The sequence below is a fragment of the Treponema denticola genome (genome assembly GCF_024181605.1).
Classification (GTDB): Bacteria; Spirochaetota; Spirochaetia; order Treponematales; family Treponemataceae; genus Treponema_B; species Treponema_B denticola_B.
In genome coordinates this window covers 1,241,084-1,264,663 of record NZ_CP054477.1, presented here as the reverse complement: position 1 = coordinate 1,264,663, position 23,580 = coordinate 1,241,084, and the positions used below count along the sequence as shown (strand labels likewise).

Sequence of the window (23,580 nt, the reverse complement as noted above, 5' to 3'; positions counted from 1 at the left end):
TTATGCGCTTTGGCATCCTTCGCAAGATGTGCAAGAGTTAAACTTTACCTTGTTTTCGGTAAGCATAAGTACCTTTGTCGGGCAGCCTTCAACACACTTATTGCAGGAATCGCAAAGGGTATAATCTACCTTGGGTATTCCGTCTATTACCTTGATAGCTCCCGTAGGACAATTCTTTTCGCACTTCATGCACTTTATGCAGCCTCGTTTACAGTTTTTCATAATTTGAGGCTTACGCGGGTTTCTGCATGAACAGAGGGCTATAGCTCCTTTTTGATTGATAGGAACTGTCGTTAGAACATGCTGCGGACACTGGGCAACACAGACAGCACAGCCCGTACACTTATCATAGTCTACTTCAGGAAGTCCGTTTTCTTTGATATGAATGGCATCAAAGGGGCATGCACGCTCGCAGTCGCCAAGGCCTATACAACCCCAATCACATTCCTTTGTTCCGTTAATCGAAATCTTTGCGGCCTTACAGGTTTTTACGCCTACATAGTCGCACTTATCTCGGCAAACATCGTGAGAGCCTTGGCAGGTTAAAACCGCAACTCTGGCAGAAGCCGAGGCATCAACTCCCATTATCTTTCCTATGGCCTCGGCAACAGGGGCTGCTCCTACAGGGCATCCGTTTACGGGTGCATCTCCTGCCGCAACTGCTGCTGCAAATCCGTCACAGCCGGGATAACCGCAGGCACCGCAGTTTGCTCCCGGAAGCACCTCTCTTACGGCTGCAGCCGTCTTATCCGGTTCTACATAAAAGATTTTCTTAAAAAAGCCCAACAAAAGGCCCAACAAAAGAGATAATACCAGCGATACGGCCAAGGTCAATAAAATAATATTCATGCATACTCCAATAAAACTTTATTTCTTTTATATAATGCCATATTTTTACATTTTGTGCAAGTAATGGGTTTAAAAAATAGGTTAGGAAATATGACAAGTAAAATTTGAAAATTGACATAATCTTATTTTTTCATTATAATGAGCCCTATGTTAAATCCTGAAAATATACGCAATTTTTGTATTGTAGCTCACATAGACCACGGTAAGTCGACCTTATCCGATAGGCTTATCGAAAAGACTAAAATAATCGATGAGCGCTATCACCGCAATCAGATGACCGACGATATGGATATAGAGCGGGAGCGGGGCATTACCATAAAAAGCCATGCCGTCCGAATTCCTTATACGGCTAAGGATGGTAAAAACTATGTTTTAAACTTTGTAGATACTCCCGGGCATGTAGACTTTTCCTATGAGGTTTCGCGTGCCATTGCCTCTTGCGAGGGAGCCATCTTAATAATTGATGCTACTCAGGGCGTTGAATCCCAAACCCTTTCAAATATGTATCTTGCCCTTGAGCATGATTTGGAAATTCTTCCGGTCATAAACAAGATTGATTTACCTGCGGCCGATATAGATGCTGCAAAACATCAGATAGACCATGACCTGGGACTTGACTCCGATGCGGCTGTGGCCGTTTCTGCAAAGACAGGCGAAAATATCGATGTCCTTTTTGAAGCTATTATAACAACATTTCCTCCGCCAAAGGGTTCAAAGGATAATCCATTACAGGCTCTTATCTTCGACTGTCACTACGACCCTTATCGGGGAGTTGTAGTCCATGTGCGTGTTTTTGAAGGAATGATAAAACCCGGAATGACTATCCGCTTTATGAATACGGGAGGCGAATACAAGGTAGAAGAAACGGGAACCTTTGTCCTCGATCTTGTAAAGCAGGATTCATTGCAGGCAGGAGAAGTAGGCTATATAATTGCAGGTATTAAAACCGTTTCGGATGTAGGTGTAGGAGATACCATCACCGATGCCTCTGCTCCATGCAAGGCTCCATTATCAGGCTTTAAAGAAGTAAAGCCCGTAGTTTTTTCTTCCGTCTATCCTACAGATACAAACGATTATGAGGAGCTCCGCGAATCCTTTGAAAAATTAAAACTGAACGATGCAAGTTTGACATGGGAAAAAGATTCTTCCCTTGCCCTCGGCCACGGTTTTAGGTGCGGCTTTTTAGGACTTCTTCATCTTGAAATCGTACAAGAAAGGTTGGAAAGGGAATTCGATCAGTCGGTTATTTTTACGGCTCCCTCGGTACGCTATAAACTTACCATGCGTACGGGAGAAGAAATTATTTGCGATAACCCGGCCGATTATCCCGACGAGGGACTTATAGCCTCGGCTGAAGAGCCTTATATAAAGGCAACGCTTATAACGCCTACAAATTATCTTGGAAATGTTATGTCCCTCTGTATGGAAAAAAGGGGAGTGCAGACCAATATGACTTACTTGGATGAAAAAAGGGTTGAGATGACCTACGAGATGCCATTAGCCGAGGTCTTGTTCGATTTTTATGACAGGCTTAAAAGTATAAGCCGCGGTTATGCTTCCTTTGATTACGAGGTTATAGAAACCCGTCCTACCGACTTGGCAAAGATAGATATTTTAATTAACGGAAAGCCCGTTGATGCTCTTGCCCAGCTTGCATATAAACCGAGTGCCTATGATAAGGCACGCCTTGTCTGCGAAAAACTTAAAGACGAAATTCCTCGTCAACAGTTTAAGATACCGATTCAGGGAGCTATCGGAAGTCAGATAATAGCCAGAGAAACGATTTCAGCCTTGCGTAAGGACGTTCTTGCCAAATGCTACGGAGGCGACATCACCCGAAAGCGTAAACTTCTCGAAAAGCAAAAGGAAGGAAAAAAACGCATGAAGATGATAGGCGATGTAGAGCTCCCGCAGTCAGCATTCTTAGCAGTATTGAAGACTAAGGAAGATTAAATTATTAGGGGGAGAGAACCCCTTTTTCGGAAGAAAGGTGTTTAACCTCGAAACTTCGTTGGTTGTACCTCCCCTATGACCCCTCCTTTCGCCAAAATTCCGCTTAGGGCTTGGATTGCTACGCCGGCTTGCAATCACTAAGAACCCGCATTGTTACCAAATTTATGGTTTATTTTTTGGTTGAGATGAATACAAAGGAGGTTGGGTGAAATTACAGTTTTTCGATTTCGGATTCGGTAAGACCTGTAACTTGCATAATTTTTTGCAAAGAGTCACCCAACTGTTTTAATATTTTAGCCGTTTCTCGCTTAGTTTCATAAATACCCTTATACCTAGCATCCATCTCAAAAGTAGACATTAATCTATATTCTTGTCTTGCCTGTTCATTATTTTTGACTGCTTGTATCATAGTTTCTATCTCCCTTGTAAATTCGCTTTTTGTTTTACCTGTTTTAAGATATTCTAAAAATTCTTTTAATTCTTTGTTTTTAGTATCCTTAAATGCCTCTGCGTTTATTATAACCTTTTTCGTGCCGTCTTGTAAAGATATGTTTTTATCTTCAAGACAAATATTTTCAAAGGTATAAATAGATCTATTTTTGCCTAGAACATCAAATAAACAGATAAAAATTATAAAGCTTTCATTTAAATCGTTATAGAAATTCCCTTTATCCAAGAACGAAATATCTATAGCTGCTTGGTAAAACCTCATTCTTTTAGATATATTCTTCTCGTTACTCACCTGCATTTCCACATCATAAAATTTACCGTTTTCAGTTTGTACAAGAACATCAAACCTTACGGATTTTGCCTGTTCATAGGTGTTAATATTATGCTGTATAGAGATATATGCAATTTTGCCGATTGTATCGGTCAGTATCATCTCGATGAGCTTTTTACACAAATCCGGATTTTGCATGACCTTACAAAACATAAAGTCATCCTGTAATGTTAAATCTTCAAATTTTTTCAGCATTTGTTTATCTCGCCTCCTCATTATATTTATAAGAATTATTTGAAAAAAATAGTAAATTAGAAAAGTATTTTTATAAATTGGATTAAATTGCAAAAATCGGACTCAGGATGTCCGTGGTTCCAAACTTCGAGAGTTTGCGCTTGCTGCAAACTCTAAGATGAAAAATGTGCATGGACGTACATTTTTCATCGACCCCCTTTTTCTTTTCCACAAATAATGATATAATCGCTTGTTGTTTTAATAAATAATTTTTTAAGGATGGGAACAATTTATGAGCAAAAAGACCACCGATATTATTGTTATAGGTTTTGCTTTATTTGCTATGTTTTTAGGAGCCGGAAACTTGATATTTCCGCCTACGTTGGGACACTTATCGGGAAAGGACTGGATTTTTTCTCTTTTAGGTTTTTTGGTAACGGGAGTCGGAATGCCCGTTTTGGGTATCATATCCATGGGAAAATGCGGCGGACAACTTTCCAATTTTACTAAAAATATAAACCAATTATTCGGAACTTTTTTTATAATCTTTGTTATGCTTATAATAGGGCCTCTTTTTGCTATTCCAAGAACTGCAGCCACTACTTATGAAATAGCTATCAGACCCAACTTCGGGATAAGCTCTGTTTTATCGTCCTTTATATTTTTTGCGATTACTCTTTTCTTTGTTTTAACCCCTAATAATGTTATCGATAGGGTAGGAAAGTTTTTAACGCCTGCCTTGATAGCCGTTTTAGGCCTCTTGGTTATAAAAGGCTTTATTACTCCCATAGGCAGACCCTCAGATCCTTCAGTCGATAAGATATTTTTAAGAGGTTTTAAAGAAGGCTATCAAACTATGGATGCTCTAGGCTCCATGATATTGGCTACAATAGTTATTTCGAGTATCACCGCAAAAGGTTATACGGAAAAAAAATCTCTTTTAAAGATGACAATCTGGACGGGGCTTATTGCATGTATAGGCTTAGGTATTGTTTACGGAGGCCTTGTATATGTCGGAGCAACAGGAAGTGCCGTTTTATCCGATAATCTTTCGCGAACCGAAATTGTAGTTCAGTCCAGCGAGATATTATGGGGAAGGGGAGGACGGATAGTTTTAGGCTTAGCAATAGGTTTAGCCTGTTTAACCACCTCAATAGGTCTTACAGCAACTGCAGGAGAGTATTTTTCTAAAAGATTTAAAGACGATATAAGCTACCGAGCTACAGTTATCATTATCTGTGTTGTAAGTTTTTTTCTTTCAAACTTCGGTGTAGATAACATTATCTCTATTGCCGGTCCTATTTTGGAAATTATTTATCCTGTAGCAATTGTTTTGATAGTTTTAAATTTGTTTGCAGAATTTATACCTAACAAGTACTTTTTCCATGGTGCAGTGATAGGCACTCTTTCGATAAGTATCCTTCAAGGCTGGGTTGCGGCTCAAGAACTTATCAATAACTTGCTTATTAAGCTTGAAGCCTTTCCGGCAATGGATCAAGTGGGTATGAGTTTTAATACTACCATCAATGTATTAAAGACTCTTCCCTTTGAAGGTATAGGCTTCCCATGGCTCCTTCCTGCGTTAGGCCTTTCTCTCTTGTTAGGCTTTGGTTATATTATTATGCAAAAGACCGAAAAGGCTCCCTCAATGAAGAGTGAATCTCAAAAAAAGGATGAATAATGGCTGAGATAGACAAAGTTAATTTATTGGATTTGGATGAAGAAGATTACGATACGGTTTTAGCTCCTGATATTCAGTTTAGCGGTAAGATAGAGTGTAAAAAACCGTTTATGATCAAGGGCAATGTGGAAGGCTTTTTGGTTTCTACAAGCGATGTAACCGTTGATGAAAATTCTGTTGTTAAGGCCAATATCAGGGCTGACAGGGTTGTTATCAAGGGAGCTGTTGAAGGTAATGTTTTGGCCGATACTATGGTGCATGTTTTTTCTTGCGGAAAACTTATAGGCGATGTTACGGCTCCGGAAGTCGTTCTTGAAAGCGGATGTGTATTTAACGGTATTTGTACCATGACAAAGGATAAGCAATTTGGAAGATAAAAAAACAAAAATTAATTTTATCTTTAAGTTTACTCTTGTTTTTTTTATGCTGTGTTGGGCTCCTGTTTTTTCTCAAAATAAGCCTGATGCTCTGGTCTTGTATAAGAACGGGCGTTATGCCGAAGCTATTGCCGTCTGCGAGGCCGAAATTAAGCAGTCTCCCAATAATTTGGATAGTTATGTTGTAATGACATGGGCTCTTTTGGCTGACGGCCAATACCAAAAAACCTATGATATGACCTTAGCCGGACGTAAAATTGCACAAACAGATCCCCGCCTTATAGCAACTCAGGCTGAGGCCTGTTATTATTTGGGTAAAAATTCCGAAGCCCTTAAACTTTTTCAAGATTATATTTCTTATGCTCCCAATGGAGTGCGTATTCCTTCTTCCTATTATTTTATGGGAGAAATATATTTACGAATGGCAAAGTACAGGCATGCCGACATTGCTTTTTCCGTAGCCGTAACCCTTGATTCCTTTAACAGTCTTTGGTGGGTTCGTTTAGGCTATGCCCGAGAACAGATAAAAGAATACCGTTATTCCCTTGAAGCCTATAATAAGGCCTTGAGTTTAAACAAAAACCTTGTTGATGCTCAAAAGGGGCGTGAAAGGGTGTTGCAGCGTTTTTAATCTATGAGTAATTTTTTTTCGGTTAGAATAGAAACGCTCGGCTGCCGCTTAAATCAGGTGGAATCCGAGGCTCTTGCCGTCCGTTTTGCCGAATGCGGTTTTGACGTGTTTTCAAAAGAATCAGAGACTTCAATTTTGCCTGTAAAACTGTGTATAATAAATACCTGTACGGTTACGGGAAAGGCGGAACAAAAAGCCCGCCGTCTTATCCGTCTTTTACTAAAGGAGCATGAAGATGCCGTAATCTTTGTTACAGGCTGCTATGCAGAGCTTGAAGCCGATTCTATCGAAAAAATACATAAAAGAATTATAGCCTTTTCAGGCAAAAAAAAAGATGAGCTTGATGGTCTTCCTCAGTTTTTAAAAGGCTCCTGCCTTAAAAATAAAGATTTAAAAGAAGATACCGTTAATCTTAAAAAAAATCTTCTTATTTTTCGAAATAAAATATATTCAAAAGAAGACCGGCTGGATAAATCTTTTTTAATAAAGGAAACGGAAAGAAGAAAATCAATGTTTAAGCTTAGCTCTCCCGTTTTTGTTTTTCATTCCAGAGCCAGTTTAAAAATACAAGACGGATGTAATAATGCTTGTGCCTATTGCCGAATAAGGCTTGCGCGCGGTACTTCCGTTTCCCTGCCTGCTGAAGAAGCCGTAAGGCGGATAGTTCAAATAGAAAAAAACGGAGCTGCAGAGGTTGTTTTGTCGGGCGTAAACCTATCCCAATATAGGGACGAAACCTATGGAGGCTTTGCAAATCTTTTGGCCATGCTTTTGGAAAACACAAAAAAAATAAGGCTCCGCATTTCGAGCATGTATCCCGAATGTGTAGATAACGGCATCTTAAAAATTGTAGAAAATAAAAGAATTTGCCCGCATTTTCATCTTTCGGTACAGTCGGGAAGCGATAAAATTTTAAAGGCTATGAATAGGCCTTATAGGGAGGCCGACATCAGAAGGGCTGTAGATAATTTGCGCAAGGTAAAGGATAATCCTTTTATCGGATGCGATATTATTACCGGTTTTCCTTCCGAGACAGAAGAGGATTTTTTACAAACATTTAAGATGTGTGAGGATTTAAAAATTCCCGGTATCCATGTTTTTCCTTTTTCGGCCCGCCCGGGAACAAAGGCTTTTTTGATGAAACCCAAAGTTCCTGAAAGGGAAGCAGGTAGAAGGGCTTCGCTTCTTTCGGAATTGAGCGAAAAAAACTATCAAAGTTATTTGACCTCTTGTAACGGAAAGTTGTTTTTTGGCGTTATCGAAAAACCTCAAAACAATGAAGATTTGAGGATTGTAACCGAAAATTATCTAGGTCTTTCTTTAAAATTGAACAAGAAAGCCGAAAATTATAAGGGCGGCGAGGGACTTTTTGTTGTCATAAATGATGGAATTGCATATCTTGCGGATTAATTCGTTTTATGATAGAATGACATAAAGTCTAATAAAGATATAGGGAATTTGAGCGGAGGTAAAAGTGAAGAAAGTAATTGCGTTTTTGTTTTTGTGTATAATTGTTGGTTCGGCGTGTTTTGCACAGATTTCTATGCCGGAACCGGTAACTCCCTCATATGTTTCTCCCCGTATAAGCGGATTGGGAGTTCCTTTTACAACATATCAGGCCGGAACCGAGACCTTGTTTACAAACCCGGCTATATTTCCTTTTTTGAAGAAACGTTGGTCGGCAGGAAAGATTGCTCTCCATGCAAATGAAGACAGTTTTGGTAGTTTTAGTTCAATCTTTGCTTCTGAAAAACTAAAAGCTTTTACGGAATATTTTTACACAGGTGATAGTAAGTATATTGACTTTTCTGTTACAGGCCCTTTAGCACTCAGCTTAGCTGATAGGAATTTTGCTGTAGGTATTTTTAATAGGTCCATTATTCATGCCGATATCGAAAATACCATAACGAAAAAACTTTTGATGGGAGAAGAGCTTTTAGTAACCGGAGGCTACGGTATCTGTCTTTATGACGATGATGTGAATAAGGTATCGCTGGGTTTTCAGATGAAGGGCTTTTTCCAAACATTTTCTTATGCTTTTAATAAGAGTAAGGCAGATATGGCTTTGGCTGTGAATTCAGGCTTTAAGGATTTAAATATTGTTTTAGCCAGCGGTATCGGTTTGGATGCAGGTTTTTTATATAAGTATGATAACTACTTTTTTTTAGGTATTGCTTGTAAAGATGCTTATACTCCTGTCTTTTTAACCCCCTATAATAATTTTTCCGATTATAAAAAGGCAATTACGGCAGGTAAAACACAGTATAAAACGCTTTTGCCTAATTTGAGTGCAGGCATAGGTTCAATGCCGGTTTTTGACGATATGTGGACTACCGTTTCGTCATGGTCATTTTATCTTGATTATCAAAATATTCTCGAGCCGATTTTTAACAAAAATAAAAGTCCTTTGTTAAACCTAGCCTTTGGAACCGAAATAGTTTTTCATAAGGTGTTGAGTTTTAGGTTGGGTATGCATGAGCTTTACCCTCATTTGGGAGTCGGTCTTGATTTTACCTATTTTCAGATAGATTTTTCTGCCTTTTTAAAAGAGCTCGGTAATAAGCCTTGGGAAAAACAAAAACTAGGTTTAGACTTTGCTTTTTCATTTGAATATTGATTTTAAGTCTATCATTTTTAGGAATTCCTATGTCTTGTGAAATAAAGGCCGAAAGCAGTATTGAAGTTTCTGCATGCAGGCGTACTAAAATCCTTTCACGGCTTGCTCTTTTTTCGGCAACCCTTTTGTGGGGAAGTACCTTTGTTGCAGTAAGCAGCACAAACGATTTTTTTAAACCCAACTTCTTATTGGCTTGCCGCTTTTTGCCTGCCTGTCTGATTCTTTGTGCCGTGTTCTTTAAGCGCTTAAAGCAGCTTGATAAGCGTTATTTAAAGGCCGGAGTGGTTTTAGGTCTGATTATGTTTGCCGGTTATTCTCTGCAGGCCATTGCAATTACTACTGCATGGGGGCTTCCCGGCCGCAGCTCTTTTTTGGTGGCAACCTATTGTGTTCTTGTTCCCTTTGTAAACGCTGCGGTTTTAAAAAAGAGGCCGGACAAATTCAATCTTTTTGCTGCCTTTCTTTGCTTTGCAGGAATCCTCGCAATTTCGATGCCCGATTTGATTTCGGAAAGCCAAAAGGGGGTAAACTGGGGAGATGTTCTTTCCCTTATAAGCAGTTTTATATTTGCCGTGTACATAGTACTCCTTCCCAAATTTATGGAAGACCTCGATGCTCCTCTCATAACGATAGCTCAATTTGCCTTTGCAGGAACTTATGCCCTTATTTTTTCTCTTTTGTTCGAAGATAATTCCAATACCGTTTGGAATTATCAGTCTGTTTTTACGCTTGTTTATTTAACCGTTCTTTGTACGGCCCTCTGCGTCCTGCTTCAAGCTGTGGGGCAAAAGAATACGCCTCCGGCTACGGCGGCCCTTATTTTTTCTCTTGAATCCGTGTTCAGTATCTTTCTTTCGATAATGCTCACCGGCGAAAGATTTACGCCTGCTTTAGCCCTCGGTTGTTCCTGTATCTTTATTGCAATTATAATCTCCGAAACAAAGCTTTCGTTTTTAAGAAAGAAGAAGTAAACCGCAAAACTATGTATATTTTTAGTTCTTACTAAATTAGCAGTATGCCGGCTTTGCCGTTTGCGGATCTATTATGTTTATTTCCAAGCCCAAGAAGTTTAAGAGTTTTAGTATTGTCGAAAATGTAGGATTGCCTTTCTTTGATAAGGATCGGTACAAATGCTCTCGATTTAAATCCGTATGTTTTGCAACATTTGTAAATCCCTGCGCTCGTGTTATATCTCCGAGGGCTTCCGTAAAGTGTTCGGGGGTGTTGTCTTCGATAGAGGTTTTAAGAGCTTCATTTAGGTATTCTATCATTGCTTCTTTTGTATTTAAATAATCAGCCGGATCAAAGTCAGTAATTTTCATTTTGTATCTCCTTGTTCTAATAGCTTTATCATTTGTTGAGCTTTTTTAATGTCTTTTGGTTGGGTAGATTTATCTCCTGCGATCAATAACAAAATAATTTCGTTATTCTTGTCTGTGCAGTATATTCTATAATCCGGACCAAAGTGTATACGCAGCTCGTAGATATCTTTATCAATTATGCGATGATCTCCTTTATTTCCTCTTTTTAGGCGCATTATCCTGTCGGTAATTTTGGCTTTTCCTTTTTCGTCTTTTAGTTTTGAAAGCCATGTGTCAAATACTTCAGTTTTTTTTATCGTTCGCATATCTATATTGTAGTTTAAAAACAACAGACTGTCAAGTCTAGGCATTGTACTTCATTACTTTACATTATACTTGCAAGGTTCAACATATTTTTCTACCATCGGTTTATCGACTCCTCTTTTTTTGATCATTTCGCTGTAGAATTCTCCGCTTTTTTTGATAGTTCTTTCTTGAGTTTCATAATTACAGTGAACAAGGCCGAAACGGGCGTATTCTCCTTCTTTCCACTCGAAATTGTCGATAAAGCACCAATGATAATAGGCCTCAAAGGGGAGGGGAGATTCGCTTATAAGTTTTAGGTGATCATAGATATAGCGGCATCTAAACTCATCCTTATTGTCGCAGGTTCCGTTTTCGCTTATGACTATCGGAAGGGGAAGGCAGTTATAGCAGATTTGAGCGCACTCGATTAGGCCCAATGGATAAATATCCCAGCCTAAATCGTTTTTAGGCGTGTTTTCAAAGGCCTTGTAAGAAAGCCCTCTTACTGCCTGCCTTGAATAATAGTTGATAGCTATAAAATCGACATAGTTTTTCTTTTTTATGTTTAGGATATTTTTAAAGGGGAATGAAAACTCTCCCTTAAAACAGGCTTCCATAATTCCGTCTTGGAAAATTTTGCTTATTCTTTTTGCCGCCCTTTGATCGGCTTTTCTATTTTTATACTTTGGATGGAAGGCCTGCATGTGGTGGGCAAAGCTCACCCTTGTGTCCGTAAGGCCTTTTTCTTTGCGTATTTCATGGATTAAATCGTAGGCCTTGCAGTGTGCGGCTATTAGGACGTTCATAACCTTTAGAGTTTTTGCAATCGATTTTTTTTCGGGCGGCCAAAGGCCTAAGAAGAAGGACTGAACCGCATAGACATTGGGCTCATTTATTGTAACATAGTCGCTGCAAAGGCTTCCAAGCTCGCTTATGCAGGTCTTTACATAATTTAAAAAAACTTCGACATTTTCTTTTTTTGTAAAGCCTCCCGAATTTTCAAACCACATGGGATGGCTGAAGTGGTATAGGCTTATTAAGGGCCTTATGCCTGCTTTTTTTAAAAGGCTCAATTCTTCCTTGTAGTGGTCAAGGGCTTTAGTGTCAAATTTTCCCTTTTCAGGCTCAATGCGTGCCCATTCTAAGGACATGCGGTAAGTCTGAATTCCCATCTTTTTTAAAAGTTCGGTATCTTCTTCAACCTTTTCGTAGTGCATATTTGCACGGGCGACGTCGGAGCCGTCATTTGTCATTTTGCGGTTACAAAAATCGTTCCAGTTGGAGTTTACCCTTCCTCCCTCAATCTGGGTAGAAGCCGTAGCAACCCCAAGTAAAAAATTTTCTTTTAACTTAAACATCATTTCCTCCATATCACGCGGTTTGTTTACAAACCGCATACAATAATACGATGTTTTGTGCGAAGCACAAAACTCGAAGATAAACATTTCGGCTTGTATTTCAATCCGAAATGTTTATCGAACCTCCATAAAAACTTTTTGTAAGGATTATCAATCTAAAATTTTTTTACGATAAAAGTCCACGATGGATCTTCCATATATCCTTTCATCGCTTTTTGACAAAGAGCCTATTGTTTGAGGCATAGCCTTTTCGGATGGCCTGTGCATCATCACAAGGCCCCCTTCTTTTAATATTTTTGATTCTTCGATTTTTTCGAGAAGTTCTATGTGAAATTTATAGGGGAAGGGTGGGTCGAGGTAGATAATATCAAAGGATTCTTTTGCTCTTTTTATAAATGTTTCTGCAGGCATCCTTTTACATTCAAGCTTTTTATCTGCCATTGAAACATTTTTTAATAAAACGGGGAATTTATCGGCATCTTTTTCTACAAGGTAGACGGGGTAGGCTCCGCGCGAGTAGGCTTCCAAACCGCAGACCCCTGATCCGGTAAAAAGGTCTAAAAAAGAAAGACCTGAAAGGTCTCCAAGTATGGAAAAAACAGACTCCCTCATCCTGTCCATTGCAGGCCGTATTATCCCCTTGGGACATTCTACCTGTCTGTTTTTTAAACTGCCGCCGGTTATTCTCATGAGAATAATTATAGCACAGACCTATCCTAAGTTCAATAACTCTGAAAGTTCATTTTGGGAAACTATGTTGTAGGTTTCATTTTCAACATTCGTATCGGAAATATCTATATTTATTTTGCCGAGAAAATCCTGATGCTTTTTGTAAATACCTTCAATACGGATTTTTTCCGTGTTAAAAATAGATTCGCTTCCAAGCTTTTCAGTTAGGATAAGCTTCAAAACGCTCATATATTTTTTGATGCAAAAATAAAGACAGTTCATTGTATCTATATAATCGGGCAAGTGGGATTGAGGCTCTATCTGATTAAAGAGTTTTTGAAGAGCCGCATCAAAAAATAAAATATCCCTCATCATCTTATCTGCAAAAATACTTTCGGAAAGGTCTAAATTAAGACCGTCCTTTATTACGTCCAACATTCTGGTTATTTGAAACAAATTATCCTGAAAAACAATCTTATGAAGCATCTTATTTCCCCTCTCAAAATAGACTAAAAAAACTACAGCTCTATTTTATTTTCGGGAAGATACGGAAAGGGCTTTAATTCTTAGTCTCTTTTTGACTTAAACCTTCCGTCAAATTCCCTTTTTTTCTCTTGATGTATATATACAAATGAAATATCCAACTCTATTGGATATAGCTACTTGACAGATATATCTTAATAACAGATAATATAACTATGATTAAATCTTTTGCAGATTCAGAAAGAGAAAAAATCTGGAAAGGCAATAAATCAGCTAAGCTTCCGCCTGAAATACATAAGAGAGTATTTGCTAAATTATTGATAATTAATTCAGCGGAAAAAGAGGATGATCTAAGGATTCCTCCAGGAAATAGATTTGAGCATCTTTTTGGAGATTTAAAGGACTATTGTTCCATAAGAATAAATAATCAATGGAGAATACAGTTTAAGTTTCTAAATAATGAAGCTTATGAAGTACAGATTGTGGATTACCACTAAACGGAGGTGTGTCATGGATAAAAGATTTGAATTACCGACAGTCGGTGAAATTTTACTAGAAGAGTTTCTCGAGCCTTTAAATATTACTCCGTATAGACTTTCAAAAGATTTAGGTGTTTCTTCCAGTTCAATTTTGGATTTAGTTCACGGAAAAAGAAAAATAACTGTTGAAATGGCATTGAGGCTTTCTAAATACTTTGGGACGACTTCTAAATTCTGGCTTAATATGCAGAATGAATTGGATCTAAGAGAAGCAGAGTTAAAACTCGTAAATGATTTAGAGAAAATTCCAAAGTGCAAGCAGATAGCATAAGGCCCGCTTCAACACTGACAACAAGGACAAGCTGCAAATACAGATACAACAGGGGACGCAAAGGTTAATTGAGGATTTTGCTTATCAAGATTCTATTAAAATTCTTTGCGGAGTTGAGCGTAAGCTCAACGCTTGGCGGCCTTTACGGTTAAAATGAAATAAATATAGCTTTTAAGAATTAAAATTTTATCTAAGTGTATTGACAAAAGTTAGAATTTATGTAGACTATCTAGCTAGATAACTCATTATACCATTTGCGGTTAAATTAAGTGAGTGACTATTTACCGCCTCAAACATGACTTTTGTCACTGGTAAAGCGGGCAAAAAATATGTAAACTTACAGAAATGTAAGGCAGAAAGTTAAAATGTAAGCTTTAGTAAATGCTTCTTTTAATTTTTTATGATATTATGAACATCGAAAAACTTCAGCTTTTCGATGTTTTCCTTAGATTTATTTGCGATGTTTTTCATAAGTATTTATATATTCAATGACTTATAAAAAACTCGCCGGTAATATGTAAAAATCTAACAAAGTTTTTACATATTACCTATAATATGTACAACTTTTTTTGGAGGTTTTGTATGAATATTGTACAGGTTAAAAACTTAAAGAAGACCTATCCATTGGGAAAGGTTTTAGTTGAAGCCGTAAAAGGCATCGATTTTGCCATCGAGCAAGGCGAGTTCGTTTCAATTTCAGGGCCTTCGGGTTCCGGCAAATCGACCATTCTTAATATGATAGGTTTAATAGATACGCCCTCTGGCGGGGAGCTCATCATAAACAATGAGAGTATTTATAAGGAATCGGATTTTGCTTCTCTTTTAAAAAAGCAAAACAAAAAGGTTAAGGTTCCCAACAGACTGGATAAAAAAATGACCGTACTCCGCCACGAGTATTTGGGCTTTATTTTTCAATCCTTTAACCTTGTTCCTGTTTTAAACGTATACGAAAACATAGAATTTCCTCTTTTGTTTGGAAGAGCAAAAGAGAGTAAAGCAAAACAAACCGAATGGATTAATTATTTAATCGATAAGGTAGGTTTGAACGAATGGAAGCATCATAAGTCTAACGAGCTTTCAGGAGGTCAAAGGCAGAGGGTTGCCATCGCAAGGGCCTTGGCTACTAAACCTCAAATAGTTTTAGCCGATGAGCCTACTGCAAACCTTGACTCAAAGACGGGTATTCAGATTTTAGAGCTTATGAAAGAGGTAAACAGGGAACTTAAAACAACCTTTATCTTTTCGACACATGATGCAAAGATTGTAGATATGACGGACCACCGCATTAAGATTTTGGACGGTCAAATCCTCGAAGATACAAAAACTGCTGTTTAGAACATTCGATTGAACTTGTGAGGTTAAAATTATGAAAAATAAAATTTTTATAGTAACTGTTTTTTTGTTGCTTTTGCTGGTTTCATGTACGGCAAAAGAAAATAATAACAATCTTTCTGCGGAAGCTGATTATAAAGGAAAAGAAGTTATCCTTGTTTATGATGCAGATGATAAACTCTTATTTACGTTTAGCGAAGAAAAGGAACGGACTATTTTGGCTGAGATAATCGGGGAAGGTGCCGGAAAAGCAGGTAGTGAAAATCCTCTTGATATTTTTAAGGACAAGCCAAAAGATGTTGAAGTTTTATATCGCTATGTGTTGAAAAATAGAGATGAGTCAAGTGTAAATATGTACATATTTTCAAACTATAAGCTGGCATATATGGATGATATTCCTGTAGTAAAGTCTTTAATTTGGGAACTTTCTGATGAAGATTATGAGGTTCTAACACACCCTGAAAAATTAATGGGAGAAAAGTAAATGAATAAGACAATTTTTAAAATGGCGGTAAAAAATCTTTTTGCGAGTAAAGCAAAGATGATTATTACCTTATCGCTTATAGGAATAGGAACTTTTTTGGTTATCCTAGGCTTCGGTATCTTAAATTTTTCATTGCAGCAAACTCAAGAGGTGTGTATAAGCGATTTTTCAGGCGATGTTTTAATTGCAGGTAAGCCTGAAAAAGATAGCATAATGGTACAACTCTTGGGCGTTTTTCAGACAGTCAGTGTCAGCATGGATACACCTAAGATGCCCTATCTGGTTCCTTTTGAAAAAGTTAAGTCCAAGGTTGAAAGCCTTCCTGAGGTAAAAGGCCTTACTCCGTCCGTTTTTGCAAGCGGTATGCTTAAAGCTCTTGATTTACCCGATTCATGGGAAGCCGAAGACAAGAACCGATCCTTTTTTCCTTATGCACAGATTCTAGGAATTGAACCTGAAAGTTATAAAAATCTTTTTGATACGATTAATATTTATGAAGGAGAATATCCTAAAACATCAAACGGTAAGTTTGCTCTGGTTCCGCGTGATTTAAAAGAAAAGTTTGAAAAATATTATGACAGACCCTTAAACTTGGGAGACGAGATTTTGGTAACGGCCTTTGCCGGAAAGGCAAGACAGCAAAAAGTTATCATAACGGGATTTTTTGATTATGCTCATCCCGATACGGCAATAGACGGCATAGCCTATTTTGATGTAGATACCACCCGTATACTTGCCGATATGACAATGGGCGCAAGAGTTGCAGCGGCCATTCCCGATTCCGTCGATTTAAGTCTTTCCGAAAAATCAGAAGATGAACTTTTTTCGGATGATTCGGACTCGGATATTATAGATACAGTGCAAAGCTCAAACGCAAAGATTGATTATGAAAATCTTTTAGGAAGTACCGAATTGCGCGATCGGCTTAACTTAGCCGACAATGAAGCTTGGCATCATATCGTAATAAAGCTTAAAGATTCTTCAAAGACTCAAAGCATAATAAGAACCTTAAATGATTGGTTTAAGGAAGAAGAAATAAGTGCTCAAGCTATGAGTTGGGAAAGCGGAATGGCAACATATTATGGAGCAATAGAAGGAACAAGAATTCTTTTTATTACAATGCTGGCTATTCTTTCCGTTGTAGTTTTAATCGTCATAATGAATACATTGGTTGTCGCCGTTATGCAAAGAAGCTCCGAGATAGGAACAATGAGGGCTATAGGAGCTAAAAAGGGTTTTGTAAGAAAGATATTTTTTGCGGAATCTTTTTTTATGTCTTGCATAGGTGTTCTTATCGGCTTGGTTCTTGCTCTTATCGCGGCAGCCGTTGTGAATGCCTTTGACATTAGGGTTGGAGATATACTTGCCGCTATGTTCGGCGGAAAACAGATTAGGGTAAGTATTTCGATCGGTTCTGCTATTTGGACAATGGCTGCAATGCTTTTGGCCGGTCTTGCAGCAAATTGGTATCCGGTAAGGCTTGCTTTAAAGATAAGTCCTCTTGAAGCAATTAACCGTTAAAAAGGAAATGGATTATGAATATATTAAAAATAGCGTTTAGGAATTTAAACAGACAAAAAAGGCGAAGTATTCTTTTGGTTTTTGCGATAGCCTTTGCTTTCTTTGTCGTTATCTTTATGGACGGCATGACTTCCGGAGCCATGAACAGTATGGCCGGAGAAATTTCAAAAATCGTAGGAGGCCATGTCTATATAATAGGATCAAAAAAGGCTCCCGATAAATCGGCGGATGATCCTGCTCAAATTTATATGGACACAAACGATGTTGAGTTTATAGAAAAGACCGTAAAAGAATTAGGAATAGAAACTACGTACATCATAAAACGGAGCCGTGCATCAGGTAAGCTGATCTTTGAAGGAAAAGAAGTTACCTCTAAAATTGACGGCTGCAAATTCGATGAAGAAAAAATTTTACATGACAGTATTCTTTTTAAGGAAGGAAGCTGGGAGGCCATGAAAAAAGAAAATGCAATTCTTCTTTCCGAATCCGTAGCCCAAGCATTAAATATAGACTTACACGATATTATTTTGCTTGAAACTAAGACCTCGCAAGGTCAGCTTACGGTTATTGAACTTCAAGTAGAAGGTATTGCAGTAAATCGATCTCCATTCGGCGGAATCACAAATTATATCAATTTTGATTATTTGCAAAAAATTGCAGAGATGGAAAAAGACAGTGTAGAGGTATATTCGCTTTTTTTAAAAAATCCAGATATGCAGGAAATTTATGCACAACAGCTCGAAAGAAAAATCGCAGAAACGAGTCCCGTTACAAGCAGGGATCTTGCCAGAACTATAAGCCCTTCACAGCCTGCAAGCAATGTATTTAAGCAGCTTGAAGAAGGAAAGTGGCAGGGAACCAAATTCGGCATAGCTACTTTTTACGATTTTGCTCCGCAGATGGTTACATTCATGAGTACCTTAAACGGTATAAGTTTCGGTATTTTGATTGTGCTTTTGGTTATTACGATGATAGGTATTTCAAATACCTTTAAAATTATTGTACATGAAAGAAGGGGGGAAGTCGGAACTATGCGCTCTTGCGGTGTTATGAGAAAGCATATAAGGCGGCTATTCCTTGCAGAAGCTTCATTTTTATCCTTATTCGGAGCCATATGCGGTTTTGTCCTTGCAGTTCTTGTAATGCAGATTATCTCGTTTATTCCGATTGCTGTAGATTCATCTTTTTCGATTTTTACCAAAAACGGATACTTTGCGTGGAACTTATCCGCTCTTTTAGTTTTTTTAAAGTTTGTGATAATGTTGGGTTTAACCCTGCTGACTGTAAGGGGCTCGGCTTCGAGAGCCGCTAATATGATTCCTGCCGAAGCGTTAAGGTCGGGAAAATAAGTTTTCTATAGGAGATTCGATAAACAGTTCGGCAGAAATTCAGCCTTACTGTTTATCTTTCGAGTTTTGTGCTTTGCACAAAATATCGTGTTATAGGAGAATGTATGAAATATTTTATTAACAAAAAATTATTGATTATACTCATTGCTTTTTTTGTAAGCATTGCAGTATTCGCAGAGATTCCCTCAATGGAGGAAATGTATAAAATTATGGATAAAGTTTTCGACACGGGAAATTTTAAAAAAGATTTTACAAGTACGCTCACACTGATTGTCGAAAAACCTAATCAGCCTAAGGAAGTCGTTCAGTTTAAACTCTTTAGGCGTGATACTAAGGACCAAACAACTCTTATTCAGCTGGCACCTGAAGCCGATAAGGGAAACGGTTATTTACAGGAAAAGGATAATCTTTGGTTCTATGATCCTATTGCCCATCAGTTTACTCATTCTTCCCTTAAAAGAAATTTGGCAAACAGCGATACAAAGCTATCCGATGTAAATAAAAAGTCCAAATTTATGCAAGCTTGGGAAATTCTTAAAATTGAAGAAGGAAAAGTGGGTAAGTATGAGGTTTATGCGGTAACCGCTAAGGCCCTCGAAAAGGATGCTGCTTATGCTCAAGAAAAATTCTTTGTGCGAAAAGATGAACACCTCCTTTTAAAAATAGAAAGTTACGGTGCAAGCGGAAAACACATGAGAACTACTCTTATACCTAAATACGCAAATGTTGAAGGTCTGCCGCTTCCCGTACATCAAATATATATAAATGAGCTTATCAAGGGAGAAAAAACAACGCAGATATTTCAAGACTTCAGCACTGCAAAAATTGATGATGTCGTTTTTACCAAGGCTTATTTGGAGAAGATAAACTAATATGAAAAAGATTGTAATTTTTATTTTTGTTTTATTTATTCCTTTTTTTGTATTTGCTCAAGAAAACTCTTCCGATTTGGAAAATGAGCTTTTCGGCGGAGATGAAGATACCCTTATATCCGCCGAAGAGGCCAGTTCCGAAAATAAAAGCGGTTTAAAGTTTAAGGCTGATCTTGAAAAGGCAACTCTTAGCCTTGAGTCAAAAAAAATGAGAATAGGCGGAAGTTTAAGTTCTTCAATGGGAATAGATTATGCTTGGGTTGACCCCTATTCAAAGAAGGATGATTACCTGAAATCTTTTAAAGACGGAAAGGGAACCTTTAACACAATCTTAAACGGAAGCCTTTTTTTTGATGCCCGTCCCAATGAAAACTTAAAACTTTACGGAAAATTTCTTTTCGGTTTTCCGTTTGAAAAAAGTTTATCCGGACAAGGGGCTGCAATTATCCCCCCTGCTCCCAGTATACCTCCTGCATTTTACGGTTTTAAGTTACCTGCTTTTGTAGAAGTAAGCGGAGTTCCAAATATTAAAATTCAAGAGCTTTACACGGATTTTTCCGCTAAAAATATTGCCTTTTTCCGTTTTGGAAAACATGCGGTAAAATGGGGAACCGGTTATTTTTATAGTCCGGCCGATGTTATAAATATTTCAAGAATCGATCCTCAAGATCCTACAGCCGATAGGGAAGGGGGGATTTCTTTAAGAACCCATATAATAATTCCCAAAACCCAGCACAATATCTGGCTCTACCTATTGCCTCCGGGACAGGGAGACGGCTATGATCCCAAATACACGGCAGGAGCCGCAAAGGGCGAGTTTGTTGTCGGCAACTGGGAGTTGGGTTTTGGAGGCTGGTACAAATACGAAAAAGCCCCTCGTCTTATTACCACCGTTTCGGGCAGCATTGCAGGAAAGGTTGCAGTTTTCGGCGAGGGCGTTTTTGCCTGGGGAAGCGACTATACCTATTATAAGGCCGATATGAGTTCCTATACCGAAAAAAGTAAGCCCTTTTTTCAGGCAACACTAGGCGGTTCTTATTCAAATGCCGACACTAATACCAGTATCGCTTTACAATATTTTTATAACGGATTCGGATACTCTAATACGGATACCGCTAAAGATATTCTTTCAGAGGCTGCTGTGCACATAAAAAACAAGGATTACACTCATCCTTCAGTCCTTGCCTCAGGTGATATTTTTGCTATGGGAAATATAGGTCAACACTACATAGCTCTTAATATCAGCCAAAATAAACTCGGTACCGATAAGTTGAGTCTAAACCTTTTTCAGCAATTTGCTATATCGGAACTTGAAGGTTTTTCAAAGCTCACCCTCAACTGGAAAATATATAAATTTGCCAGTATGAGCACCGGCCCTTCTTTTAGCTATCCATTAAGTCCCAGCTCAAAGACGAAGGGTGAGGTGAGGTATAGTCTTTCGTTCCGCCTAGGCGGCGGCACCTTCTAAGCCGGCAATATGCGGCCGATGACTTTGTCGCTTCATAAAAATTAATCCTCAGCGTATCAAAGATACGCCTCCGGTTAATTTTCATTCGCTTCGCGTCCTAGACTCGCCTATTGCCGGCTTGGCTCGGACTCGGATGTCCGCAGTTCTGGCTTGTTTTTTTTGATTATGTGTGCTAAAATATCGGTGGGAAATCCCACTTTTATTGGAGGTATGATATGCAGGCAATACCGGTAAAATCATATGATGCAAGAATTGACTCAAAAAAAAGAATTACTTTAAGGAATACTTTATTCGAATATTTTAATGTTAAAGAATTTGCTGATGGAACAATTGTACTTGAGCCTAGAGAATTAACAAAGCCTTTTACTGTTTCTTCTAACACATTAAGTATGATGGATAAAAGTATGGAAAATTTTAATTTTGGGGATGTTTCAGATCCTATAGATATTTCTGTTTACGGAGATGTTCATTGATGTTCAAAATTCGTATGGGAATACCTGAAATGAAACAAATTTGGGAAAATTTAGAAAAAAAATACAATTCAAACACATTGAGCAAAGCCGAAAAAGAATTATTTAAAAAACTGATTAATTGTTTTAAAAAACTTTCAAATGATCCTCATTATCCGGGCTTACAATCTCACGAGATAGAATCATTAACAAGGCGTTATAAAATAAAAGTATGGGAATCTTATTTAGAAAATAATAAACCTGCAGCAGGAAGAATATTTTGGGTATATGGTCCGAATAGAGGTGATATTACAATTATAGGATTGGAACCTCATCCAAATGATAAAAAAAATGCTTATAATAAAATCACTCTTTCTTCAATTGAAAAATAGTCAGTAAAATTTTATACAACAAGTTAGAAATATTTCTCTTCCTCTAATACCCAAAAAATCTTAAATACTTGCATATTCTATAAAAATATGCAATAATTAACTTATACATAAGAAAACTGCCGCTTATAGTATGTTTCGGCTGCATGAAGTCGGCACTTTCTTACAATTTTTTTTATGCTTTGTGCTGTTTAAAATATTGGAATTGAATAGCCGTGCATAAATTTTTATCTCGGTTTATTAGGATGGGAGTATGAATCATCATAATAGACCATGGGTAAACTATGTTATAAAAAATGTGTATTGTGCTTTTTTAAGGAGGTTTTTATGTTTATTGAAATTAGGCCTTATGAAAAAGAGCGTTTGTCGGTACGTTTTAAAGCTGCGGGAGATGATTTTTCTAAAATTCTGCAATCAATAAAAAAAGTACCTAACAGGGCTTGGAAACCGTCCGGATATTTCTGGATTATACCTGCAGATCGTAATTCTTGTGATATTTTATTAAACAACCTTTATAATGAAGGGATTTGCAGGGCAGATTCCGGCTTTATCTTTAAAAATTGTGAACCTAATGATAGCAACAAGCCTCATGATATTGAGCCTTTTAATACTGAAATTATTGGAGAAAGGAATAATCATACTGCAACCGATGTTCAGTGCATTTTAAATAAGTTGGAAGAAGTTATTACTGCAAAACACTACAGCAAGCGTACAATGGAGGCCTACAGCTATTGGATAAGCCGCTTTATTCATGAAAATAAGGATAAAAATCTTAAAACTCTTTCCGATACGGAAATAAATGCCTTTGTGAGCCGCCTTGCAGTCAAAGAAAAGGCTGCCGCTTCAAGCCAAAATCAGGCTCTTGCGGCTATTTTGTTTCTATATAAAAATATATTAGGCTTAACTATAAGGACTCCTGAAAATATAGTCCGTGCTAAAAAGCCCAAAAAGCTGCCTGCCGTAATGACTCGTGAGGAAACTGCAAAGATATTTTCTCTTTTGCCTGAAAACGATTACGGGCTTCTTATCCGTTTGCTTTACGGAACCGGAATGCGGCTTATGGAAGCCTTGCGGTTAAGGATTCAGGATATTGATTTTGGGAAAAACGAAATTACGGTACACTGCGGAAAGGGTGCGAAAGACCGTAAAACCGTACTTCCTGTTTCTCTTAAATTTCCGCTTCAAAAACATATGGAAAAAGTCCGCCTTATACATGAGGCAGACTGCAAGGAAGGTTTCGGTTCGGTGCCGCTTCCGTTTGCTCTTGCAAAAAAATATCCCAATGCCGGTAAGGCTTGGGCATGGCAGTGGGTGTTTCCTCAAGCACGCCGATGGCGTAACAAAGAAACCGGCGAGCAAGGGCGCCACCATATCGATCCTTCGGTTATTCAGCGAACTCTGCATGAAGCGGTTTTAAAGTCCGGCATCCCAAAGCCGATAGGTTGTCATACTTTCCGCCACTCATTTGCAACGCACTTGCTTGAAGCCGGCTACGATATCCGCACCATACAAGAGCTTCTCGGCCACAGCGATGTTAAAACCACTATGGTTTACACCCATGTCTTAAACCGCGGCGGACTAGGCATTCAAAGCCCTATCGACAGGATGTGATCTTTCTTTTATCCGTTTAGTGAGGATAGGCCTAATCTGCCGACCATCTATTTATCTGATTTGTATTTTATGGTAGAAAGATGTGTTTTTTTGTTTTGCAGCAGTTTAGATTGCA

25 protein-coding genes are annotated in these 23,580 nt (G+C 38.1%); 18 read left to right on the top strand and 7 right to left on the bottom strand.

Annotated elements, in window-relative coordinates; translation table 11 throughout:
* Positions 1–849 carry an RnfABCDGE type electron transport complex subunit B gene (locus E4N80_RS05905; protein ID WP_010697616.1) on the bottom strand — a complete coding sequence of 283 codons (849 nt, stop codon included), beginning with the start codon at positions 847–849 and terminating at the stop codon, positions 1–3.
* 147 nt (positions 850–996) lie between these two features.
* Here E4N80_RS05905 and lepA point away from each other — a divergent pair, with 147 nt between their 5' ends.
* Complete coding sequence (gene lepA, locus E4N80_RS05900) at positions 997–2,802, top strand: translation elongation factor 4 (RefSeq protein ID WP_253700949.1); 1,806 nt, start codon at positions 997–999, stop codon at positions 2,800–2,802.
* Positions 2,803–3,013: 211 nt separating this feature from the next.
* On the opposite strand, the gene E4N80_RS05895 is transcribed toward lepA, so the two are convergent.
* Positions 3,014–3,778: an Rpn family recombination-promoting nuclease/putative transposase gene (locus E4N80_RS05895; protein ID WP_253700948.1), complete on the bottom strand. Its 765-nt coding sequence runs from the start codon at positions 3,776–3,778 to the stop codon at positions 3,014–3,016.
* Positions 3,779–4,049: 271 nt separating this feature from the next.
* Here E4N80_RS05895 and brnQ point away from each other — a divergent pair, with 271 nt between their 5' ends.
* The 6 genes from brnQ (at position 4,050) to E4N80_RS05865 (ending at position 10,034) form a co-directional block, all read left to right on the top strand.
* On the top strand, positions 4,050–5,438 hold the full coding sequence (brnQ, locus tag E4N80_RS05890; RefSeq protein ID WP_253700947.1) for a branched-chain amino acid transport system II carrier protein: 1,389 nt from the start codon (positions 4,050–4,052) through the stop codon (positions 5,436–5,438).
* On the top strand, positions 5,438–5,815 hold the full coding sequence (locus tag E4N80_RS05885; protein WP_253700946.1) for a bactofilin family protein: 378 nt from the start codon (positions 5,438–5,440) through the stop codon (positions 5,813–5,815). Before brnQ ends, E4N80_RS05885 begins: the two co-directional genes overlap by 1 nt.
* Positions 5,805–6,446, top strand: a complete 642-nt coding sequence (locus E4N80_RS05880; RefSeq protein ID WP_253700945.1) for a tetratricopeptide repeat protein — start codon at positions 5,805–5,807, stop codon at positions 6,444–6,446. The genes E4N80_RS05885 and E4N80_RS05880 overlap by 11 nt, the downstream gene beginning before the upstream one ends.
* Positions 6,447–6,449: 3 nt before the next feature.
* Entirely contained in the window at positions 6,450–7,856 is a 1,407-nt protein-coding gene (mtaB, locus tag E4N80_RS05875; protein WP_253700944.1) for a tRNA (N(6)-L-threonylcarbamoyladenosine(37)-C(2))-methylthiotransferase MtaB, read from the top strand.
* Positions 7,857–7,920: 64 nt separating this feature from the next.
* Entirely contained in the window at positions 7,921–9,063 is a 1,143-nt protein-coding gene (locus E4N80_RS05870) for a PorV/PorQ family protein (RefSeq protein WP_253700943.1), read from the top strand.
* A 29-nt stretch (positions 9,064–9,092) separates the two neighbouring features.
* Positions 9,093–10,034 (top strand): DMT family transporter, encoded by a 942-nt coding sequence (locus E4N80_RS05865; RefSeq protein WP_253700942.1) that lies wholly within the window; start codon positions 9,093–9,095, stop codon positions 10,032–10,034.
* Positions 10,035–10,070: 36 nt separating this feature from the next.
* Here the strand turns inward: E4N80_RS05865 and E4N80_RS05860 are convergent, their stop codons facing one another.
* The 5 genes from E4N80_RS05860 to E4N80_RS05840 all read right to left on the bottom strand — a co-directional run bounded on the left by E4N80_RS05860 (position 10,071) and on the right by E4N80_RS05840 (position 13,183).
* On the bottom strand, positions 10,071–10,385 hold the full coding sequence (locus tag E4N80_RS05860; RefSeq protein ID WP_253700941.1) for an addiction module antidote protein: 315 nt from the start codon (positions 10,383–10,385) through the stop codon (positions 10,071–10,073).
* The gene (locus tag E4N80_RS05855; RefSeq protein ID WP_253700940.1) at positions 10,382–10,690 is read right to left on the bottom strand and encodes a type II toxin-antitoxin system RelE/ParE family toxin; all 309 of its coding nucleotides are present in this window, start codon (positions 10,688–10,690) and stop codon (positions 10,382–10,384) included. Before E4N80_RS05855 ends, E4N80_RS05860 begins: the two co-directional genes overlap by 4 nt.
* 54 nt (positions 10,691–10,744) lie before the next feature.
* Positions 10,745–12,028, bottom strand: a complete 1,284-nt coding sequence (locus E4N80_RS05850) for a glycoside hydrolase family 1 protein (RefSeq protein ID WP_253700939.1) — start codon at positions 12,026–12,028, stop codon at positions 10,745–10,747.
* A 150-nt stretch (positions 12,029–12,178) separates the two neighbouring features.
* Entirely contained in the window at positions 12,179–12,718 is a 540-nt protein-coding gene (gene rsmD / locus E4N80_RS05845) for a 16S rRNA (guanine(966)-N(2))-methyltransferase RsmD (protein WP_253700938.1), read from the bottom strand.
* A 21-nt stretch (positions 12,719–12,739) separates the two neighbouring features.
* Entirely contained in the window at positions 12,740–13,183 is a 444-nt protein-coding gene (locus E4N80_RS05840) for a hypothetical protein (protein ID WP_253700937.1), read from the bottom strand.
* A gap of 212 nt (positions 13,184–13,395) precedes the next feature.
* Here E4N80_RS05840 and E4N80_RS05835 point away from each other — a divergent pair, with 212 nt between their 5' ends.
* From E4N80_RS05835 to E4N80_RS05785, 11 genes are all read left to right on the top strand, one after another.
* Complete coding sequence (locus E4N80_RS05835) at positions 13,396–13,677, top strand: type II toxin-antitoxin system RelE/ParE family toxin (protein WP_253700936.1); 282 nt, start codon at positions 13,396–13,398, stop codon at positions 13,675–13,677.
* A gap of 13 nt (positions 13,678–13,690) precedes the next feature.
* Positions 13,691–13,990, top strand: a complete 300-nt coding sequence (locus E4N80_RS05830; protein WP_253700935.1) for a HigA family addiction module antitoxin — start codon at positions 13,691–13,693, stop codon at positions 13,988–13,990.
* 582 nt (positions 13,991–14,572) lie between these two features.
* On the top strand, positions 14,573–15,325 hold the full coding sequence (locus E4N80_RS05825) for an ABC transporter ATP-binding protein (RefSeq protein WP_253700934.1): 753 nt from the start codon (positions 14,573–14,575) through the stop codon (positions 15,323–15,325).
* Between the two features lie 31 nt (positions 15,326–15,356).
* Positions 15,357–15,806: a hypothetical protein gene (locus E4N80_RS05820; RefSeq protein ID WP_253700933.1), complete on the top strand. Its 450-nt coding sequence runs from the start codon at positions 15,357–15,359 to the stop codon at positions 15,804–15,806.
* Positions 15,807–17,327, top strand: coding sequence for an ABC transporter permease (locus E4N80_RS05815; RefSeq protein ID WP_253700932.1), 1,521 nt, complete (start codon positions 15,807–15,809; stop codon positions 17,325–17,327). It abuts the gene before it with no gap.
* 14 nt (positions 17,328–17,341) lie between these two features.
* Entirely contained in the window at positions 17,342–18,676 is a 1,335-nt protein-coding gene (locus E4N80_RS05810) for an ABC transporter permease (protein WP_253700931.1), read from the top strand.
* 104 nt (positions 18,677–18,780) lie between these two features.
* Complete coding sequence (locus tag E4N80_RS05805; protein WP_253700930.1) at positions 18,781–19,548, top strand: outer membrane lipoprotein-sorting protein; 768 nt, start codon at positions 18,781–18,783, stop codon at positions 19,546–19,548.
* Position 19,549: 1 nt separating this feature from the next.
* Positions 19,550–21,016, top strand: coding sequence for a hypothetical protein (locus E4N80_RS05800; protein ID WP_253700929.1), 1,467 nt, complete (start codon positions 19,550–19,552; stop codon positions 21,014–21,016).
* Between the two features lie 215 nt (positions 21,017–21,231).
* Positions 21,232–21,489 (top strand): hypothetical protein, encoded by a 258-nt coding sequence (locus E4N80_RS05795; protein WP_253700928.1) that lies wholly within the window; start codon positions 21,232–21,234, stop codon positions 21,487–21,489.
* Positions 21,489–21,857 (top strand): hypothetical protein, encoded by a 369-nt coding sequence (locus E4N80_RS05790; protein WP_002669605.1) that lies wholly within the window; start codon positions 21,489–21,491, stop codon positions 21,855–21,857. The genes E4N80_RS05795 and E4N80_RS05790 overlap by 1 nt, the downstream gene beginning before the upstream one ends.
* A 324-nt stretch (positions 21,858–22,181) precedes the next feature.
* Positions 22,182–23,465, top strand: a complete 1,284-nt coding sequence (locus E4N80_RS05785) for an integron integrase (protein ID WP_253700926.1) — start codon at positions 22,182–22,184, stop codon at positions 23,463–23,465.
* The last annotated feature ends 115 nt before the right edge of the window (positions 23,466–23,580 follow it).

What these genes read in the sequence shown, in the direction of transcription:
- lepA (WP_253700949.1), top strand. Translation starts at nt 997, where the DNA reads ATGTTAAATCCTGAAAATATACGCAATTTTTGTATTGTAGCTCACATA.
- E4N80_RS05855 (WP_253700940.1), bottom strand. Translation starts at nt 10,690, where the DNA reads ATGCGAACGATAAAAAAAACTGAAGTATTTGACACATGGCTTTCAAAA.
- E4N80_RS05905 (WP_010697616.1), bottom strand. Translation starts at nt 849, where the DNA reads ATGAATATTATTTTATTGACCTTGGCCGTATCGCTGGTATTATCTCTT.
- E4N80_RS05805 (WP_253700930.1), top strand. Translation starts at nt 18,781, where the DNA reads ATGAAATATTTTATTAACAAAAAATTATTGATTATACTCATTGCTTTT.
- E4N80_RS05785 (WP_253700926.1), top strand. Translation starts at nt 22,182, where the DNA reads ATGTTTATTGAAATTAGGCCTTATGAAAAAGAGCGTTTGTCGGTACGT.
- E4N80_RS05815 (WP_253700932.1), top strand. Translation starts at nt 15,807, where the DNA reads ATGAATAAGACAATTTTTAAAATGGCGGTAAAAAATCTTTTTGCGAGT.
- E4N80_RS05840 (WP_253700937.1), bottom strand. Translation starts at nt 13,183, where the DNA reads ATGCTTCATAAGATTGTTTTTCAGGATAATTTGTTTCAAATAACCAGA.
- E4N80_RS05820 (WP_253700933.1), top strand. Translation starts at nt 15,357, where the DNA reads ATGAAAAATAAAATTTTTATAGTAACTGTTTTTTTGTTGCTTTTGCTG.
- mtaB (WP_253700944.1), top strand. Translation starts at nt 6,450, where the DNA reads ATGAGTAATTTTTTTTCGGTTAGAATAGAAACGCTCGGCTGCCGCTTA.
- E4N80_RS05800 (WP_253700929.1), top strand. Translation starts at nt 19,550, where the DNA reads ATGAAAAAGATTGTAATTTTTATTTTTGTTTTATTTATTCCTTTTTTT.
- brnQ (WP_253700947.1), top strand. Translation starts at nt 4,050, where the DNA reads ATGAGCAAAAAGACCACCGATATTATTGTTATAGGTTTTGCTTTATTT.
- E4N80_RS05885 (WP_253700946.1), top strand. Translation starts at nt 5,438, where the DNA reads ATGGCTGAGATAGACAAAGTTAATTTATTGGATTTGGATGAAGAAGAT.
- E4N80_RS05825 (WP_253700934.1), top strand. Translation starts at nt 14,573, where the DNA reads ATGAATATTGTACAGGTTAAAAACTTAAAGAAGACCTATCCATTGGGA.
- rsmD (WP_253700938.1), bottom strand. Translation starts at nt 12,718, where the DNA reads ATGAGAATAACCGGCGGCAGTTTAAAAAACAGACAGGTAGAATGTCCC.
- E4N80_RS05830 (WP_253700935.1), top strand. Translation starts at nt 13,691, where the DNA reads ATGGATAAAAGATTTGAATTACCGACAGTCGGTGAAATTTTACTAGAA.
- E4N80_RS05850 (WP_253700939.1), bottom strand. Translation starts at nt 12,028, where the DNA reads ATGTTTAAGTTAAAAGAAAATTTTTTACTTGGGGTTGCTACGGCTTCT.
- E4N80_RS05895 (WP_253700948.1), bottom strand. Translation starts at nt 3,778, where the DNA reads ATGCTGAAAAAATTTGAAGATTTAACATTACAGGATGACTTTATGTTT.
- E4N80_RS05795 (WP_253700928.1), top strand. Translation starts at nt 21,232, where the DNA reads ATGCAGGCAATACCGGTAAAATCATATGATGCAAGAATTGACTCAAAA.
- E4N80_RS05835 (WP_253700936.1), top strand. Translation starts at nt 13,396, where the DNA reads ATGATTAAATCTTTTGCAGATTCAGAAAGAGAAAAAATCTGGAAAGGC.
- E4N80_RS05860 (WP_253700941.1), bottom strand. Translation starts at nt 10,385, where the DNA reads ATGAAAATTACTGACTTTGATCCGGCTGATTATTTAAATACAAAAGAA.
- E4N80_RS05810 (WP_253700931.1), top strand. Translation starts at nt 17,342, where the DNA reads ATGAATATATTAAAAATAGCGTTTAGGAATTTAAACAGACAAAAAAGG.
- E4N80_RS05790 (WP_002669605.1), top strand. Translation starts at nt 21,489, where the DNA reads ATGTTCAAAATTCGTATGGGAATACCTGAAATGAAACAAATTTGGGAA.
- E4N80_RS05865 (WP_253700942.1), top strand. Translation starts at nt 9,093, where the DNA reads ATGTCTTGTGAAATAAAGGCCGAAAGCAGTATTGAAGTTTCTGCATGC.